Annotated in this window: 13 protein-coding genes; 6 read left to right on the forward strand and 7 right to left on the reverse strand. The window is 73.5% G+C overall.

All coding sequences use genetic code 11. The annotated features are described in order from the left end of the window. Positions 1-119 precede the first annotated feature (119 nt). From ACZ6QQ_RS11825 to ACZ6QQ_RS11845, 5 genes are read left to right on the forward strand one after another with little or no spacing between them, the layout of a single operon-like run. Positions 120-461 (forward strand): hypothetical protein, encoded by a 342-nt coding sequence (locus tag ACZ6QQ_RS11825; RefSeq protein ID WP_465875951.1) that lies wholly within the window; start codon positions 120-122, stop codon positions 459-461. Positions 462-495: 34 nt separating this feature from the next. Then, entirely contained in the window at positions 496-1,983 is a 1,488-nt protein-coding gene (locus ACZ6QQ_RS11830) for a hypothetical protein (protein WP_465875952.1), read from the forward strand. A 23-nt stretch (positions 1,984-2,006) separates the two neighbouring features. Further along, positions 2,007-2,336 carry a hypothetical protein gene (locus tag ACZ6QQ_RS11835; protein WP_465875953.1) on the forward strand — a complete coding sequence of 110 codons (330 nt, stop codon included), beginning with the start codon at positions 2,007-2,009 and terminating at the stop codon, positions 2,334-2,336. A gap of 10 nt (positions 2,337-2,346) precedes the next feature. Beyond that, a complete protein-coding gene (locus ACZ6QQ_RS11840) occupies positions 2,347-3,522 on the forward strand; it encodes a WXG100-like domain-containing protein (protein WP_465876278.1) in 1,176 nt (391 codons plus the stop codon). Further along, complete coding sequence (locus ACZ6QQ_RS11845) at positions 3,519-3,815, forward strand: hypothetical protein (RefSeq protein ID WP_465875954.1); 297 nt, start codon at positions 3,519-3,521, stop codon at positions 3,813-3,815. The genes ACZ6QQ_RS11840 and ACZ6QQ_RS11845 overlap by 4 nt, the downstream gene beginning before the upstream one ends. A gap of 56 nt (positions 3,816-3,871) precedes the next feature. Here ACZ6QQ_RS11845 and ACZ6QQ_RS11850 read toward each other — a convergent pair whose 3' ends face one another. The 3 genes from ACZ6QQ_RS11850 to eccD are packed head-to-tail and all read right to left on the reverse strand — an operon-like array spanning position 3,872 to position 7,101. Next, positions 3,872-4,261, reverse strand: a complete 390-nt coding sequence (locus tag ACZ6QQ_RS11850) for a hypothetical protein (protein WP_465875955.1) — start codon at positions 4,259-4,261, stop codon at positions 3,872-3,874. Between the two features lie 34 nt (positions 4,262-4,295). Continuing rightward, positions 4,296-5,717, reverse strand: a complete 1,422-nt coding sequence (eccB, locus tag ACZ6QQ_RS11855) for a type VII secretion protein EccB (protein WP_465875956.1) — start codon at positions 5,715-5,717, stop codon at positions 4,296-4,298. A gap of 1 nt (position 5,718) precedes the next feature. After that, positions 5,719-7,101 (reverse strand): type VII secretion integral membrane protein EccD, encoded by a 1,383-nt coding sequence (gene eccD, locus ACZ6QQ_RS11860; RefSeq protein WP_465875957.1) that lies wholly within the window; start codon positions 7,099-7,101, stop codon positions 5,719-5,721. A 276-nt stretch (positions 7,102-7,377) separates the two neighbouring features. Here eccD and ACZ6QQ_RS11865 point away from each other — a divergent pair, with 276 nt between their 5' ends. After that, positions 7,378-8,886: a serine/threonine protein kinase gene (locus tag ACZ6QQ_RS11865; RefSeq protein WP_465875958.1), complete on the forward strand. Its 1,509-nt coding sequence runs from the start codon at positions 7,378-7,380 to the stop codon at positions 8,884-8,886. A gap of 7 nt (positions 8,887-8,893) precedes the next feature. On the opposite strand, the gene ACZ6QQ_RS11870 is transcribed toward ACZ6QQ_RS11865, so the two are convergent. From ACZ6QQ_RS11870 to ACZ6QQ_RS11885, 4 genes are read right to left on the reverse strand one after another with little or no spacing between them, the layout of a single operon-like run. Further along, positions 8,894-11,053 (reverse strand): transglutaminase TgpA family protein, encoded by a 2,160-nt coding sequence (locus ACZ6QQ_RS11870; RefSeq protein ID WP_465875959.1) that lies wholly within the window; start codon positions 11,051-11,053, stop codon positions 8,894-8,896. Continuing rightward, positions 11,050-12,195, reverse strand: a complete 1,146-nt coding sequence (locus tag ACZ6QQ_RS11875) for a DUF58 domain-containing protein (RefSeq protein WP_465875960.1) — start codon at positions 12,193-12,195, stop codon at positions 11,050-11,052. Before ACZ6QQ_RS11875 ends, ACZ6QQ_RS11870 begins: the two co-directional genes overlap by 4 nt. Before the next feature lie 2 nt (positions 12,196-12,197). Further along, the gene (locus ACZ6QQ_RS11880) at positions 12,198-13,154 is read right to left on the reverse strand and encodes an AAA family ATPase (protein WP_465875961.1); all 957 of its coding nucleotides are present in this window, start codon (positions 13,152-13,154) and stop codon (positions 12,198-12,200) included. After that, positions 13,151-15,052 (reverse strand): fibronectin type III domain-containing protein, encoded by a 1,902-nt coding sequence (locus ACZ6QQ_RS11885; RefSeq protein WP_465875962.1) that lies wholly within the window; start codon positions 15,050-15,052, stop codon positions 13,151-13,153. Before ACZ6QQ_RS11885 ends, ACZ6QQ_RS11880 begins: the two co-directional genes overlap by 4 nt. Positions 15,053-15,054 lie beyond the last annotated feature (2 nt).

The following is a 15,054-nucleotide window of genomic DNA, read 5'->3' on the forward strand; positions in this document are numbered from 1 at the left end:
CCCGGCCCCGCCGTCGCCGGAGTCCCCACCCGCCGGTGGCCGGAAGCTGCCGCACCACCCAACACGGGCCGACGTTCTGGTTGGCTCGCCGGACACGACCTCGTTCGTCAGGAGGGAACATGGCCACCGCGTCGGGATCCATTCATGCCAACACCGGCTTCCTGCGACAGTTCGCCGACCAACTGGACCCGTCGGCCGCCACCGCCGCCAGGACCGCGGCCACCGAGGTGCGGGGCACGGCCAGCGACTGCGGCGACCCACTGCCCGGATGCCAGCAGTTCAACGCGACGGTCACCCGGGTCACCGACGAGATCATCGCTTTCTGCACCGAGGTCGAGCAGGGCATCCAGGCGTACGCGTCGGTCGCGCGGGACAGTGCCGCCGGCTACGTGTCCGGCGACGGAACCGGGCGTACGGCGATCACGCAGGCCGCCGCCCCACAGTCAGCATCCGGGCGATGAGCGCCCGCATCACCGGTGGTGAGGAGGTGACCGAATGGACATCGGTCAGTTGATCGAGCAGATGTACCTGCTGTACGGCCAGGCTCAGGCGCAGCTCCCGCACGCCGAACAGCTGCGGCGCAGCCAGGTCGGGTGGGCCGCGATCGAGGTGGGACTGCGCGACACCGGGGACCTGCTGCGGCGCGGGGCCGGCGAGGTCGGACCCGAGTGGCAGGACGAGGCCGGAGAGTTGTACTCGCAGCGCATGCAACGCAGCTCGGTGACGGTCCAAGCCTGGCAGCAGACGCTGGCCTCGGCGAACATCGGGCCGACGTTGACCGTGCTCGCGGACGGGGTCGACACCACGTTCGACGGCGTCAGCCAGCTGAAGACGCAGTTCGACGCGTTGGTCGTCCAGTTGGGCGAGGTGGCCGCCGGGCCGACGGCGGCCGCGGCGGTGGAGGCGATCATCGCGCAATTGCGGGTCCTGGTAGAGGAGGCAACCCGGCTGCTCCAGCAGTTGGACCAGGCGTTCGCGGTGGCCGCACAGCAGATCGGCGGCGCGTCGAACGGGACGCCGTGGGACGGTCCGCAGGCCGGTGGCGCCGCGGCGGCCCAGGCAGGCACGGCCGGTGCCGGCGCGGCCGGCGGCGCCGCCGGGGCAACGGCGGCCGAGACGGCCGGCTCGGCAACCGCCGAAGCGGCAGCCGGCACGGGCAGCACCGCCGACACGGGCAGCACAGCGGGCACGGGCGGCGCGGCGGGCACGGGCGGCGCGGCGGGCACGGGCGGCGCGGCGGGCACGGGCGGCGCGGCGGGCACGGGCGGCGCGGCGGGCAGTGCGGTCGGCGGAGCCACCGGATCGGGCGGGGCCGGCGCCGCACCCGGACTGGCCGGCGTCACCACACCGGCCCCGGTCGGCCTGACACCGGGCAATCTGCCGACCATTCCGCCGGTCTCGACCCCGCCGATGCCGACCCTGCCACCACTGGTTCCTCCGACCGGTGCGCTCGGATCCGGCGCTGCCGGACCGAACCTGGCGGGCCGGTTCGGTGCGGGTGTCCCGCCGCTTGCCGGTGCCGGTGGTGCCGCTGGCGGCGGCGCGATCCCTCGGGCGGGCAAGGTGGTCGGTGGCGTCGCGCCGCTCGCGGCCGCGCAGCCGCCGATGCCGCCGGCCGCGAACGGCCCCGGCACGGCGGGAACGTCCACCGGCACCGGGATGGGCCGGATGATGCCGCCGATGATGATGCCGCCGCTCGGCGGTGCGGCCGGCGCCGGCATCACCCCGAGAGCCGGTACGCCGGACAACCGGGACGGCGGACACCGCAATCGCCCGTTGCGGGCCGTGCCGGGCGTACCGCCACGGCTGCGTGGCCGGTCCGCGACGCTCGCCGGCACCCCGGCGGTTCTCGGCGGGACGGCGCGACCGCCCGCCCGCCGCGACAGCGAGCCGGATCGCGCGGCAGAGGAGTTCCTCGACGAGGAACTGTGGCAGGTGGAGCAGGCACCGGCACCGGTAACCGACCGGCGCCGGGCGCGCTGAGGCGGACGGGAGGGAGCTCGGCCATGACCGCACCCAACGGAGGGTTCGCCCACATGGACACAGGTGCCGTCCTGCCGATCGTGCTGGGGCTGGCCGAGAACGGACGGACGCTCGGCACCGCGTGGGGCGACAGCCGGGCCGCGATAGCCGGCAGCGAGCCCGGCATCGGCGCGGATCTGCTGGGTCAGGCGTTCCGCAGCGTCTACACCGAACTCAGCGCCGCGATGCGGCAGGCGGGTGACCGGCTGCCGTCCACGATCCTCGCCGATGCCGCCGCCGGTGAGCGGTGCGTCGCCGACTACCGGGACGCGGACGCCCGTGGCGCGTCCGCGTTCTCCACCCCGCCCGGTTGAGGCGGCGGAGATGACCATTCCCGAGCCGTCGAGCGACTTCGACCTCTGGCCCCGGGTGAAGGCGATGACCGGGTGGCCGGAGCCGGACGAGGTCGCCATGCGCGACCTCGCCCGCAGCTGGCGCACCGGCGGCGAGCAGTTCACCCGGGCCGGACGGTACGACATCGGCGGACTGGCCGGCTCCTGGCCGGACGGGGCCGGGGCGGCCTTCGCGGCCAGGGCCGGGGCCAGCCTCGACGCGGCCACCCGCAGCGGCGAAGGCATGGGAATGCTCGCCGACCGGGCGGAGTTCTTCGCCGGGGAGGTCGGCCGGGTGAAAACCGGCATCCGGGAACTGATCCATGCCAACCTGGCGACCTTCGCGAGGACCGGGCTCCTGCTGCCGGGCGCACGAGAGATGGTGCAGCAGGCATTCGTGGCACAGGTCGCCGGTGAGGTCAACGCGCTCGTCGCCGACGCCGCCGGTCGGATCTCGGACTCGGGCCAGGGCGGTTACAACCTCGTCGAAGCCATCAAGGACGTCGGCGGCGTCTTCAAGGGGATTGCCGAGCAGGTTGTCGAGACCGCCCAGGGCCTGGTCGAACTCCCCGGCAACATCGACGACATCGTGCAGCGGTTCCGGGACGATCCGGGCGGTGCATTCAGGGACGCCTGGAAAAGCGTGACCGATCCGATCGTCGAGGACTGGAAGAACGGTAATCCGGGCGAGGCGATCGGCCGTGGTCTGGTTTCCGCCGCCGAACTGGCCGTGGGCGGCAAGGGCCTGGGGAAGCTCGGCCACCTCGATGACGTACCCACGCCCGATCCCGAGGGGAACGCACCGTCGTCTTCGGACGCGCGGGGCAACGTCCCGGACCCGAACACCGGCGGTGACGGCTCCGACCGGGACGGTGCTGCCGATAGGAACACGACGACGATGGGATTCCGCGGTAGGCCCTTTCGCGAGGGTCCGCAGAATGTCGATACCGAGATCGGTGGTCGAGTTTACGTCTGGCACGCGCTGGACCGGATGCAGGAGCAGGGGATTGTTCCCTCGGTGGTCGAGGACGCGATCAGGGGACCGGCGATTCCGGGAAAGGTCGCCGGCACGACGGCCTACTACAGTGAGGCCAACGATCTGACGGTCATCACCGATACGGCGACCGGTCGGGTCGTCACAGTGGATTACGGGAGAATCAAGCAATGATCGAGGATCGTGTGCCGCACCACCGACTGCGTGAATCGATCAACCGTAGCCTGGCCGGATTCCGCCTGGGTGAGCTAACGCTCGGTCAACTCGTGGACGCACTCAGCCTCGCGTGGAACGACCTTGAGCCGTCGGAATGGCGAGACGACTTCAGGGGACACTGGTGGACCCTCGAACAGATCTATGCCGTCGCGCTCGACCGTGACGAACTGGACTCCCTACCCACCGCCTCGGCCGACGACATCGAGGAGGCGCTCGTGGGGATCGAATCGCTGATGGATACGATGGAGTAGGCGCTTTCGGATCCGCCAAAGCAATCCTTGCCCGGCCCTGCCGAACCACGGCGACGTCAACGCAGATCGCCGCCGTTCGGGCCCGCCTCGGGAACGTCGCTCCGCATTGCCAGCCACCGATTGCCGCTCGGCCGGTACTGGAGTACGACGGCCGGCACGGCGAAGATCGCGGGCCAGATGGCGAGGCTGTACGCCAGGCCCAGCACGGTCAACACGATCCGGACGTCCCTGCCCCGGCGAAGCCGCACACCGAGGAACCAGAGACAGATCCCGAGAGCGGTGACCGCCAGCGCGGCGATCAGTTCGGTGGAGGTTCCGCTCCCGGCTGCCCGGAGGGCCATGGTGGACGCCGCGAGAGCCGTCAGCGCGCCGAGGACGATCCACAGGATGGACGCGACGGTCACCGTGATGGGACGGGGTGCGCCCGCGACAGTTTGGTCATTCATCGTTCTCGTGCCTCCGGTCGTCGGTCGGTTTCGGTCATGCTGCCCTGGCCGTCACCGGGTCCAGGCCACTGCCCATCGGCACCCGGGTAACCAGCCCGGCCGGCAGGCGTACCGGGTGGACCCGGTCGTAGCCGAGGATGGCCGGCACCTCGCGACCGGCCAACGGATATCCCCGCCCCTGGTCGGTGACGAGCACCAGGGTGCCCACCGGCGCCTCGTCGCTCGGCATCACCTCGACCAGGGCGGCCCGTCCCGGCGGCACGTACACCCGGTCGGCCAACGGCAGTCCCTCCACGGTCCGCGCGCCGGTAGCCACCATCGAGTCGGGCGACGGCAGCCGCGCGTCCACCCGTAGCCGGGGCACCGCACCGCCGGGGTCGTACGTCGCACACACCGCCACCGGCCCGGAGCCGGCACCGGCGAACTCCGGACGACGTGCCGGGGCGGCCCCGGACGGTACCGTCGGTCCCGCCTCCTGGCGGGCCTCCGCCGCCGCCACCAGCCCCAGCGGTACGCCCACCGGCTCGGCACCCTGGTACGCCCCGGCCGTCTCCCGGTACGCCAACTGGATGTCGTACTGGAGTTCCGAGATCAACCGGAGCCGGTCGGCCTCGGTGAGGTAGTGCTGCACGCCCCCGCCGGAGGTCTGCACCACCAGCACCTGCCCGATGCGCAGGTCCGGACGGCGGGGCACCGCCTTCGACGGCTTGCCCACGTCCGGCAGCGCGATCGGCGCGATCGCCTCGCCGGCCGGCAGGATGTCCACCACCGCCGGGCCGACCCGGGCGCGCGGCTCGGCGCGCAGCGCCAGCCCCACGGTCACCGTGTCCGGCTGCCGGATCCGGTGCCGATGTCCCCGCCAGATCAGGTACTGGTCCCCGGTCTCCGGCACCTCGACCAGCAGCGCCGTGTCGTCCAGCGGACGACCGCCGGTCGGCTCGGTCCCCACCAGCAGGGCCGACTCGTCGATCCTGGCCCCGCTCTCGTCGGCACCGGGTCGGGAACAGAGGGTCCATCCACCGCCGAGCATCCGGTCGGCCCCCGGAAGCGCGTCGGGTGCGTCCGGGATGCCGATCCGGGGTCCGCGTGGCACGCCGAGCAACGACTCCCGGGACACCGTACGGGTCTGCGCGTTGCGCCCGAGCGCGAGCAGCGCCGACGCGTAGTTGAGCACCGGGTGCAGCCGGCCGTCGACGTAGACGTACCGGGTTCCGGTCTCCTTCACCACGATCACCGCGTCACCGGCCCGCCAGGCCCGGTTGCCGCCGGGCACGATGACACCGTAGACGCCCACGGCGGCGAGCACGATCACGGCGATCGCGATGCTGCCGACGGCCGCCCCCGACGGGCGGCGAAACGGTGGCTGCTCCGGGTCGGTCTGCCTGGTGACCAACGCGGAGACCACCCGTTGGCCGATGAACCGCTGGGCCTGCAACTGGTCGCGCTTGGACGCCATCTCAGCCGCCCCAGCCGCGAACCAGCCCGTACAGCCCCAGCACCGCGCACACGACCGGCACACACGCCAGCACCAGCACCACCTCCAGCAGTTCGGCGTACCGGCCGAGGAAGGCCGTCGGAGCGCGTCTGCTGTAAACCAGGCCGACCAGCACCGCGACTGCCCCGGCCCCCGCCAGCACCGGCACCACGAGGCCGACCAACCGGTCCGGGTCGGCCATCAAGGGACCGGCGGCCAGCGCCGCCGCCCCGGCCAGGCCGGCGCCGAGCACCGGCACCCGCTGCCGGATCGCCGGATACAGCCGGGCCCGGACACAGAACCCCAGGCAGAGCAACACGAGCAGGACCACCGCCCAGGTACCCCCCGCGCCGGCGAGCAACACCTGGGCGACGCCAACGGCCAGCGCGGCCCCGGCCAGCAGACCGGTGAGCAGGCTGTCGGCACGCACCACCGCCGCGTACACGGCGTGCCGGGGCGGCTGCGGGTCGTCGCGGACCAGGTCCGTGGCCGTACGCGGGAGCACCGGCATCGGCACCCGCCCCAGCCGTACCGCCAGCGGTCCGAACAGCGGCGAGAAGAGGAACACCGTGGCCGCCAGCACCGCCGACGCCCCGGTCGCGTCCACCACGCCGGTGCTCACCGCAGACCCGGCCAGCCCGCCCAGCAGACCCACGGTGGCGGCGGCGGTGAACAGGGCCGCCCGGTCGACCGCACCCAGGTGGCCGAAGACCGCCGCCACCAGTAGTGCGGCACAGCCGGCGACCATCTGCGGGGCGCCGAAACCGGTCAACAGCGCCGAGTCGGCGAGAACCAGTGCGCCGCCCAGGAACGCGGCCGGCAGCGCCGACGCCGCGAGCACCGCTCCGGTTCCGGCGTCGCCGAGGGCGCGGGCGGTCGCCGTACCGGCGAGCAGCAGGACCACCGCGAGAGCGAGAGCCGCCCACCCCGGCGCCGGCCACGGCGGTCCGGCGCGCAGCAGCGCGACGAGCGCGAGCAGCACCGCGACCACCGCCGTCGTCAGCCCCGCGAGCCGGGTGTGCCGCGGTCCCCACAACCGCCCGGTACGTCCGGCGCCCCCGGCGATCGCGTCGACCAGGTCGTCGTACTCCAACTCGGGCCACTGCATCCGGCGGGGTACCAGGTGCAGCACCTCACCGTCGCGGACCTGCTGCGAACCGAGCGTCCGGGACCCCTCGACGGCCGTGCCGTCGGTGCGGCGCAACACCCAGCCACCGGCGGCCACCCCCTCGTCGCCGAGGTTCTCACCCGCGTGCCGGAGCAGCCCCGGCAGCATCTCGGCGACCGGCGCGCGCTCCGGCAACGCCAGGTCGATCCGGCGCAGTGGCGCGGCGATGGTCACCCGCACCACACCCGTGGTCGTCATCGTTTCCCGTCTCCGATCGGGTCCGCGGCAGCAACCTGCCGCCCCGCACCGCCTCGTGGCCCGTGTTCCTACGATGGGGCAACCGGCCGGGCGGCAGAAGGGGCGCGGCAGCTAGCGGCCATCACCTCCGGCCATCCCGTGCGGCCATCGCGTGCGGCCATCGCGTGCGGCCATCGCATCGACGTGCCGGACCCCGGCATTGCCCGGCTCGGCCCCTGCACCGCACCGTCCCGGGATGACAGACTTCAGGCGCGGAGCCGACGTGAGAGCACGAGGATGAGCGACACCATGACGACCGAGCGGGAATACGGCGAGCTGGTTCCGCTGGGCGACGGTCCGGTGACGACCGTGCTGGCGGGCGTACACACCCCGACCGGTGCGGCGGTCGCGCTGAAGGTGCTTCCCGGCCGGCTCGACCGGCGCACCCGGGCGAAACTGGAGGCCGAACTGCGCCGGCTGTCCGCGCTGCGGACGCAGGCGCCGATCCTCGTCGCCGACCGGGTGGAGGAGCTCGGGGACGGCCGGCTGGCCCTACGGATGGAACTCTGCACCCAGTCGCTGCCGGAACTGCTCGCCTCGTTCGGGCCGCTGTCGGTGCCGGACACGCTCGCGCTGGGCACCGCACTCGCGGAGGCGCTGGCGGCGGCGCACGGGGTGGGGATCGTGCACGGCGGGATGGCCCCGGGCAATGTGCTCTTCCGTCCCTCGGGGGAGCCGGTGCTGGCGGACTTCGGGCTCACGCTGCGCCACGCGTTCCCCGCCGACCCGGCCCGGACCCTGGACTTCCTGGCACCGGAGACCGTACGGGACGGTTCGGTGGACGAGCGCTCCGATCTCTACGGTCTCGGCGCGATCCTCTACCTGGCCCTGTCCGGTCATCCGCCACACCGGGGCGCACCGGGTGAACAGGAGGGCGAGCGGCTGCTGCGGGTGCTCGGCGCCCCGGTGCCGCCGCTGCCCCGTACCGACCTGCCATCGGGGCTCGCGGAGCTGGTCACCGGGCTGCTGGAGAAGGAACCGGAGAACCGTCCGGCGGAGGCCGCCACGGTCGCCGGCAAACTGGGTGCCCTGTACGCGGCCCTCGCGCCCCCCGAACCGCCGGACCCCACGCCCACCGGGCAACCCGTCGACAAGCCGGACCCCACGGCCACCGGGCAACCCGTCGACAAGCCGGACCCCGCGCCCACCGGACAGCCCGTCGATGAGCCGGACCCCACGCCCACCGGACAGCCCGTTGGCGAGTCGGAGCCGGACTTCGACGATTTCGCGGCTCCCCCGGCAGCGGCGGCCGAACCGTCGCCGCCCGCACCGCGTCCTCGGGGCGAACCGATCGTCGTGTTCGGACCCAAGGGACCGCCCCGGTGGATCGGCCGCCCGGCGGTGCTCGCCGGAGCGGGCGCGCTCGCGCTGGTCGGCGTGCTGGCCGTGCTGCTCGTGGTGAACCGGCCCGCCGAACTCGACGTGCCGCCGGCGCCCGCACCGGTCGCGGCGCCGAGCACCACACCGACCCCGACCGGGCCCGCCGTCGTGCTGGAGCTGACCGACCCGACCGACCGTGGCAACTTCGTGGAACTCTCCTGGCGGAGCAGCCAGCCGTTCGACTTCGCCGTGATCGTCGCCGGTGAGGGAGAGCAGACCAAGACGATCCTCGCCCATCGCAGCACCAGCTACCGCGTGCCGGTGGACCCGGTGCGCAAGTACTGCTTCGAGATCCAGGCCACCGACGGGCAGGGGCTCTACGTCAGTCCGTCCAAGCCGATCCGTGGTGCCACCTGCCGCAGGTGAACACCGCTCACCGGGGCGGCAGCAGCCCGCGCGGGTCGAACACCGCGCGTAGCCGTACCCGCCATCCGCGTCGGGCCAGGCCACGCCGGACCGCGCGGACCGCCGCCCAAGCCTGTACGGAACGCTGCTCTCCCGGCACCGTCCCGGACCAGAGCGCCTGATCCACCAGGGCGCCCAGTTTCCGGATCTCGGCGACGGTCGCCGGATCCGCCACGGTCCCCGCCCCGACGCCCAGGTCACGGACCGTCATTCCGGGCGACACCGCGACACCGTACGCCCGCAGCCGGTCCCGGACCTCCTCCCAGGCGCCCAGCACCGCGCCCGTACCCGGCCGGCGCCGGCGCCGCCACGACCGCACCGACCAGATCGCGGGCACGCCCAGCGACCAGCCCACCAACAGCGCCACCGGGACGGCGAGCAGGGCCGCCCACGGTACGGGGCTGCCACCGCCACCGTCCGAACCGCCCGCCCCGGCCCGGTGGCGGGACGCGACCGGCGGATCGCGGAGGTCTGCCGGCGCGGGCAGTTGTGCGCGTACCCGCTCCGCCAGGGCGGCCAGTCCGCCGCCGTTCGCGGCACCCGATGCCGAGGCCGTACCGCCGGGGTCGAGCGGCACCCAGCCGATTCCCTGCACCGCGACCTCCGGCCAGGCCAGCACGTCACCGTTGCGGACCGTGTACCACCCGTCCGGGTCCCGTTGGGTCGGCGCCCGGAACCCGACCGTCAGGCGGGCCGGGATGCCGCGAATCCGGGCCAGCGCCACGTAGGCGGCGGCGAACTGTTCGCTCGTGCCCCGCTTGCCGCGCAGGAGGAAGTCCGTCAGTTGGGGCCAGGCGTGCCCGGTCGGCAGGTTCTGCCCGACGGCCAACCGGTAGTTGTCCCGGAAGAAACCTTCCAGCACCAGCGCGGTCTGGAACGACGGACGCATCCCCCGCACCGCCTGACCGGCCAGCTCGGCCACGCCGGCCGGCACCACGCCGACACCGCCGAGCGGGACGAGCGGGTCGATCGCGGCATCGGCCAACGTCGCCGTGTCGAGCTGCGGCTGCCACCAGCGCAACTCGTACCTGGCGGTACCGTCCGATCCGGGCAACAACAGGGTGCCGTGCCGCTCCGCGACCAGCGGGTCGACGCCCCGGACCTCGGCGGGCCAGGTCTGGCTCGGCAACCAGGGGCCCCCGGTGTCGGCCGCGTCGATCGTCGCGGTCCGCGACCGCACCTGTACGGTCACCGCCGGGCTCGGCCGCAGCTCGGCGCCGAACCGCCGGTACCGCTCACCCGGCGTCCAGTTCACGCCGTCGAACTCGTCGAGCACCACCAGGGGCCAGCGGTCCACGTCGGTCGCGTCGCCGACCCGGAACACGGCGGTGCCCGGGTGGGTGAGTCGACGGGCGATCTCGTCCAGTGGGCTGGTGACCCCGGCCTCGGTGAGCGGTGCGGCCCGGCCCTCCCGAAGCGAGTACCTGGCCGGCGCGGTCGGCAGGAACGCCCCGGCCAGGAGCGCACCCAGCACGGCCAGCACCACCGGCGGCGCCATCCCGGCCAGGGCCGGCAGCACGGGTCGCCGTGGCACCGGTCGCCGCTCGTCCGCACGGCCGGTCCGGCCGGCCACGAGCAGGGTACCGGCGATCGTGGCGTAGCCCAGCGCCGCGACGGCGGCGGGGCCCGGTGGCAGGGCCGCGTAGAGCTGGGCCAGGATGACGACCGCGAAGCTGGGCAGGAGCGCCACCAGCGGGTCCCGCACCCGGTCCAGCAACTCGACGCCGAGCACCGCCGCGAAGACGACCAGCAGCGGGACGAAGAGCAGCAGCGCCGGATCCGGTCTCGCCGGCCAGGTCGACTGCAGGGCCAGTTGCCACGACTCGGTGAAGCCGGCGGCCAGGTCCCGCACCGTCCGACCGGTGGGCAGCCCGGCGGTCGTGGTCGACCACAACACCGTCTCGGTGACGGCGAGCAGACCGGCCAGGGCCGCCAGCGGTGCGCGCCAGTCCCGCACCGCCTCGCGAGCGGTGCCGAGCAGCGCGACCAGCAGTACCGCCGCCGCCGGCACGCCGACCGGGAGCAGCAACGCGGGTACGCCGAACACCGGCGCGAACAGCATTCCGGCCAGGGCAGCCGCGAGCACCAGGCACACCGTGGGTACGGCCCGCAGCGCGGCTGTCCTCACCTGATCGCCTCGTTCCATCGGCGTACGGCCTCCTCGGCGTCGCCGGCCCGGAGCACCCGTGCCCCCGCCACCTCGACGGTGCCGGAGGCCTCCGGATCGGTCAACGCGATGACGAAGATGGTCGGGAATCGTGACCGCAACCAGGCCAGCGAACCGAGTCCGGCCCCACCGCCGGTGACCACCACCAGCCCGCCGCCGGCCGTACGGTTCGCCGCGAGCCGTACGGGGACCACCTCGGCGTCCGGCGCGGCGTCCTGCCGCAGCTCGCTCAGCTCGTCGAGCAGTCGCCGGACGGCCTGCGGCCCACCGGACACGGGCAGTTCCAGACCGGCCGAGGTGACCAGGCGGGTGTGCTGTCCGGCCCGAGCCGACGCGCAGAGCAGGGACGCGGCGAGGTCCACCGCCTCCTCGAACCCGTCGTCGGTCAGCCCCCGGGTCCGGGTGTCCAGCAGTACGGTGAACCGGCGCTGCTGCGGGTCGGCCAGGTCGCGCACCATCAACCGGCCGGTCCGGGCGGTCGCCTTCCAGTGCAGGTGCCGCACCTCGTCTCCGGGGACGTACTCCCGGACGTCCTGGAGGTCCACCGAACCGCGCAGGGCGTCGTCGGTGCCGGCGCCCTCGTGGTGGTGCCGGGAATGGCCGCCGATCAGCGGTCGCGCCGGTAGTTGTCGAGGGTGCACCCAGAGGGTCGCGGTCTCGCCGGTGGGCCGCCGGCTGCGGGCCAGCTCGAACGGGTCCACCCGGTGCAGGGTCAGCGGGCCGATGGTGAGTCGACCTCGGACGCTGGTCGGCAGTTCGTAGTGGTGGATCGCCTCGGCACCGGGCAGCAGCCCGCGCACCCGGACGGTACGCGTCACGCTGCCCGCCGTGTCGGTGGCCAGGAACCCCGCCCGGCGGCGATTGCCGGGGTTGCTCACCTGTAGCCGGGCCAGCGCCGGTCGGCCCCGCTCGACCCGGTCCGGGTAGACCGACCGCCGCACGTCGATCCGCAGTCCGCGCAGGGTGAGCCCGACGGCGGCGAGGACGGCACCGACCAGGATCACGCCCAGGGTGCTCAGCAACGGGTAGTGCCCCCACGCGCCGGTGGTCACCAGCAGCACGGCGACGACGAGCACGGCGCAGCCGCGCCGGGTCAGCGGCACCTCTAGCGGCCCGCGCTCGCCATCGGCGCGGAAGTCGAGGCGAGCACCTCCGCGACGATCTCCTCGGTACCGCGCTGGTTCAGTTCGGCCTCCGGGGTGAGGACCAGCCGGTGCGCCAGCACCGGTACGGCGACGTCCTTGATGTCGTCGGGTGTGACGAACGCGCGCCCGTCGATCGCCGCGAACGCCCTGGCCGTACGCACCAGCGCGATGCTGCCCCGCACACTGGCCCCGAACCGGACGGCGGCATGCTCCCGGCTGGCCACGGCCAGCCGGACGGCGTACTCGGCCACGGCCCGGTCGACGTGCAGGGCGCGTACCTCGGTGATCGCTTCCCGCAGCGTCGCGATGTCCACCACCGCAGGCAGGTCGTCGGCGCTCTCCCCGGCGGAGTCACCCATGATCACCCGCACCTCGGAGTCGAGGTCGGGGTAGCCGACCGACAGCCGCATCAGGAACCGGTCGAGTTGCGCCTCGGGCAGCCGGTAGGTGCCCTCCATCTCGATCGGGTTCTGGGTGGCGACGACCAGGAACGGCAGTGGCACCTGGTGTGTCTCGCCGTCCACGGTCACCCGGCGTTCGGACATCACCTCAAGCAGCGCCGACTGGGTCTTCGGCGTACCTCGGTTGATCTCGTCGGCCACGACCACGTTCGCGAACACCGCGCCGGGGTGGAAGGTGAACCGCTCGTCGCGCTGGTGGTAGACGGTGACCCCGGTGATGTCGCTGGGCAACAGGTCCGGGGTGAACTGGATCCGGCTCCACTGCCCGCCGATGCTGCGGGCGAGGCACCGCGCCAGGGTCGTCTTGCCCAGGCCGGGGACGTCCTCGATCAGCAGGTGTCCCTCGGCCAGCAACCCGGCGATCGCCAGCCGCACCAGTTCCGGCTTGCCGTGGATCACCCGCTCCACGTTCTCCGCGATCAGTGTGGCGGCGTTCGCCGCCCGGGTGCTGCTCACCCGGCCCTCCAGAGGAAGTGGTTGGACTCGAGACCGTCCACGGTGACCCACACGTGCTGTCCCACGGCGTCGAACGGGAAGTCCTGGAACGTGAGGTTACCCCTGCCGTCGGTGCGCAGGGTGGTGCCGGGGTTGTAGTCGGGCCACTCGTCCGAGTGCGGCTTGATGAAGTAGTTGGTGTTCGCCCGGAACCCCGTCATGACCACCCGCATGAACGCGCAGTCCGGGGCGTGGCAGGTGTCCTCGTACGTGGTCGCGCGGCCCCGGGACACCGTGACCGAACGGGGTGGCAGCGGCACCGTCGCCTGGACGGCGGCGGGAGTGCCCCGGCCGGCCGAGTTCTGCGCGCTGACCGTGATCCGGTACGCCGTACCCCGGGTGAGTCCGGTGATCGTCATCGACCGCGCCTCGCCGGGCTGGGTGGACGAGCCGCCGCCGCTGCCCGAGGTCGGCGCCCACGCCACCTGGTACGCGCTCACCGTCGCGCCGTTGGCGGCGGCGGCGCTCCAGCTCACCACGAGGTTCGCGCCGTTGGCGGTGGCCCTCAGACCGGGCGGCATACCCGGTGGGGTGGCCGGCAACGGTTTGCGCTCGGGCGTCGGTGGGTTCGGTACGGCCGCGCCGCGCGTCGTCGCGGGCTGTCGCTGGTCCGCCGGAGTCGTCCTGCGCTCCGGTCCCGGCGGTGGCTGCCGCGGACCGGCCGGCTGCTGCTCCGGCCCCGGGCTCGGCTCGGTCGGCGGTGCCACCAGGGTGGGGTTGGGGGTCGGTTGCGCGTTGCCGGTCACCGGCACCAGGCCGATTCCGCCGTCGTGGTCGACGACCATCACGTGCCGGCCCTCGGCGCCCTCGACGTAGACCCGCTCGTCCTCGCCACGGATGAGCCGGGGCTCTCCGGTCTCCGGTGGCATCGTGGTGACCTGCCGCTGCCGGCCCGCGCCGTCGTAGGTGAGCACCGTGTTGCGCTGCAAGTCCAGCAGGACCACCGAGGTTCTGCTGACCGACGGCGCCGAGTAGGTGCCCTCGGGCAGGGCGACGGTCACCGGGGCTGCGGCGGCCCGGTCGGTGCCGAGGCCGGTGGCGTCGACCAGGTGCATCCGTCGCGTCGAGGGGTCGACGATGGCGACCCGCCCGCTCACGTCGGCGCCCGCGACCTGGGCGGTGGGCGGTAGGTCCACCCCGATCCGGGTCGGCCGGCCGAGGCCGTCGTCGGCGACGGGACTCATCGTGTCGGTTTCCGTGTCGACGAAGACGGCCTGCTTGCCCACGACGGTCAGCGCCCCGGGGTGCCCCCGGGGAGCGGTCGCCGGACAGGAGACCCGGTCGGCCTCGGGGGACAGGTGACAGAGCACGTTGGAATCGGTGCGGTGCAACCAGAGGGTGCCGTCGCGCGTGGTGACCGGCTGACCGAGAAGGCGACCGGCCGGAATGGTCGCGGGCGTGTCACCCAGTCGCACCACGCTGCCGGCCTCCCGGTAGACCAGGTAGGGCCCGCCCTTCGCCTCGACCGCGACCGGGCGTTCACCGGTCGGCGGGGTCAGCGTCTGCTCGACCGACAGGTTCGACTTGCCGAACTCGATGATCCGGGAGCGGCCGACCACATAACCGCTGGTGTCACCCTGCACGACCTGGCTGTCCGCCTCCACGCCGGTGATCGCGGCCTGGGCGTCCACCGTGCGGGTGGCGCCGTTGACGTGGAAGACCATGCCCAGGGACGGGTTCGCGACCCAGTGCCCGGCCTGCGCGAACGTCAGCCCCGGTGGTGCGGTGACCGCGCCGGACATCGCCGCCGTGACGGCGACGAGACAGGTGCCGACGAGCAGCACCAGGGGCAGTCGACCACGGCGCAGCGGGTTGCGGACCCGAACGCGTCTGGTAACAAAGCGCCATGGAAGGCCCATCC

It is taken from the genome of Micromonospora sp. NPDC049529 (assembly GCF_055586685.1).

Bases quoted from the DNA above. Each gene is read 5' to 3' on its own strand.
- ACZ6QQ_RS11825 (WP_465875951.1), top strand. From the start codon at position 120: ATGGCCACCGCGTCGGGATCCATTCATGCCAACACCGGCTTCCTGCGA.
- ACZ6QQ_RS11830 (WP_465875952.1), top strand. From the start codon at position 496: ATGGACATCGGTCAGTTGATCGAGCAGATGTACCTGCTGTACGGCCAG.
- ACZ6QQ_RS11835 (WP_465875953.1), top strand. From the start codon at position 2,007: ATGACCGCACCCAACGGAGGGTTCGCCCACATGGACACAGGTGCCGTC.
- ACZ6QQ_RS11840 (WP_465876278.1), top strand. From the start codon at position 2,347: ATGACCATTCCCGAGCCGTCGAGCGACTTCGACCTCTGGCCCCGGGTG.
- ACZ6QQ_RS11845 (WP_465875954.1), top strand. From the start codon at position 3,519: ATGATCGAGGATCGTGTGCCGCACCACCGACTGCGTGAATCGATCAAC.
- ACZ6QQ_RS11850 (WP_465875955.1), bottom strand. From the start codon at position 4,261: ATGAATGACCAAACTGTCGCGGGCGCACCCCGTCCCATCACGGTGACC.
- eccB (WP_465875956.1), bottom strand. From the start codon at position 5,717: ATGGCGTCCAAGCGCGACCAGTTGCAGGCCCAGCGGTTCATCGGCCAA.
- eccD (WP_465875957.1), bottom strand. From the start codon at position 7,101: ATGACGACCACGGGTGTGGTGCGGGTGACCATCGCCGCGCCACTGCGC.
- ACZ6QQ_RS11865 (WP_465875958.1), top strand. From the start codon at position 7,378: ATGAGCGACACCATGACGACCGAGCGGGAATACGGCGAGCTGGTTCCG.
- ACZ6QQ_RS11885 (WP_465875962.1), bottom strand. From the start codon at position 15,052: ATGGGCCTTCCATGGCGCTTTGTTACCAGACGCGTTCGGGTCCGCAAC.